We start from the raw sequence: 1,915 nt of genomic DNA, 5'->3' as shown, positions 1-1,915 counted from the left end.
ATTATAACAATAAATATTCTTTTTCCTAATAATATTTACAAAATATTTTCAAAGTTATTTTTAACCATTGCAAAAATAAAAAATGATATGAAAACTTTCGTTTTCATATCATTTCTAATTTTAGCTGGTATTTAATATGCCCTTCCCCAATATACTAACTTGTCGGCCTTTTTGCCGCAGCAAACGCAGGTATCCGAAATGTGTTCCTGATCAAAGGGGATACATCTTGAAGTTGCCCCTGTAACCTCCCTGATTTTTTCCTCACATTTGGCATCTCCACACCACATAGCTCTCACAAAACCCGACTTATTTTCCTCAATATTCTTAAATTGTTCCATATTTAGAGCATCACGGGTATTATTATCTCTAAAGGATTTTGCTTTTTCATACATGGAATTGTGAATTTTATCCAAAAGCTCCGTTACCTGGCTTTCCAGATCATCTATTGATACTGTGAACTTTTCTCCCGTATCCCTTCTTGCCAGTACCACCTGATTTTTTTCAATATCCTTAGGTCCTATTTCAAGTCTGATTGGAACACCTTTCATCTCGTATTCGCTGAATTTCCAGCCCGGTGTTTTATCGGCATCATCATCAATCTTGACTCTTACAATTTTAGACAGCCTATCCTTCAATTCATTTGCCTTTTTAAGCACACCTTCCTTGTGCTGCGCTACAGGTATAACAATCACCTGTATAGGTGCTATCCTTGGCGGCATGACCATACCGTTGTCATCACCATGTATCATTATTATTGCCCCGATCAGCCTTGTAGTTACAGCCCAGGTAGTATAATGTACATACCGCTGTTTACCTTCCTTATCGGAATACTGGATTCCAAATGCCCTGGCAAAATTTTCACCAAGATAATGTGATGTACCTGCCTGCAGGGCCTTTCCATCGTGCATCAAGCTTTCAATGGTATAGGTATCCACAGCACCTGCAAATTTTTCGCTCTCGGTTTTTTTGCCCTGAATTACCGGCATAGCCAGAATATCCTTACATAAATCGGAATATAGATTCAATATATATCTTGTTTCTTTCTCCGCCTCTTCTTTAGTAGCGTGTATTGTATGCCCTTCCTGCCATAAAAATTCTGCTGTTCTCAAGAACGGCCTGGTGGTTTTCTCCCACCTTATTACTGAACACCATTGGTTATACAGCTTAGGCAGATCCTTATAAGAGTGGATTATCTTAGCAAAATGATCGCAGAACAGTGTTTCTGAAGTCGGCCTGACACACAATCTCTCCGCAAGCTCCTCATTTCCACCTTCAGTTACCCAGGCCACCTCCGGAGCAAATCCCTCAACATGTTCTTTTTCCTTTTCCAATAAATGCTCTGGAATAAATATAGGCATATATACATTTTCATGCCCTGTTTCCTTTATTTTTGTATCTACGTATTTCTGAATGCCCTCCCATATTGCATAACCATAAGGTCGTATTATCATACATCCTCTTACACTGGAATAATCTGCCAGTTCTGCTTTTCTCACAATATCCGTATACCATTGAGCAAAATCTTCACTTCTGGACGTTATCTGTTCCACCAATTTCTTTTCCAATTTAATTACCTCCAAAATAGAATTATAGTTTAAAATTCATATGATTAAATTTAAATATAAAAAAACCTCCCATCCCATAAAGGGACCGAGGTTACATTCGGCGGTACCACCCTGCTTTAATATATTCAAATATCAAACATACTCACTTACTTACAATCTTAACGGCAATTACCGCTGTATCCTACTACTGTTTCAGTACAGAGCTCTAAGGCAGGTTCAGTATGGCTCTTTTGAAAACTTCCACCTTGCATTTTCTTCTCTTAAAAAGGTATCATACCTACTAATCCTCTTCTTAGCATTTTAGCATCTATTTAATTTTAAACTTATTTTATATGATAGAATATAAAAAA

At 37.4% G+C, this 1,915-nt stretch carries 1 protein-coding gene and 1 other annotated feature; the gene reads right to left on the bottom strand.

Features of this window, described 5'->3' with window-relative positions; all coding sequences use genetic code 11:
• Window positions 1–131: 131 nt before the first annotated feature.
• Window positions 132–1,571 (bottom strand): proline--tRNA ligase, encoded by a 1,440-nt coding sequence (gene proS, locus J5G60_RS18100; RefSeq protein WP_150358820.1) that lies wholly within the window; start codon window positions 1,569–1,571, stop codon window positions 132–134.
• Window positions 1,572–1,642: 71 nt separating this feature from the next.
• Window positions 1,643–1,868 (bottom strand) — a binding site (T-box leader).
• Window positions 1,869–1,915 lie beyond the last annotated feature (47 nt).

The sequence above is a fragment of the Clostridium sp. HV4-5-A1G genome (genome assembly GCF_900184915.1).
GTDB lineage: Bacteria > Bacillota > Clostridia > Clostridiales > Clostridiaceae > Clostridium_B > Clostridium_B aromativorans.
This window is presented reverse-complemented; position numbering and strand designations above follow the sequence as displayed.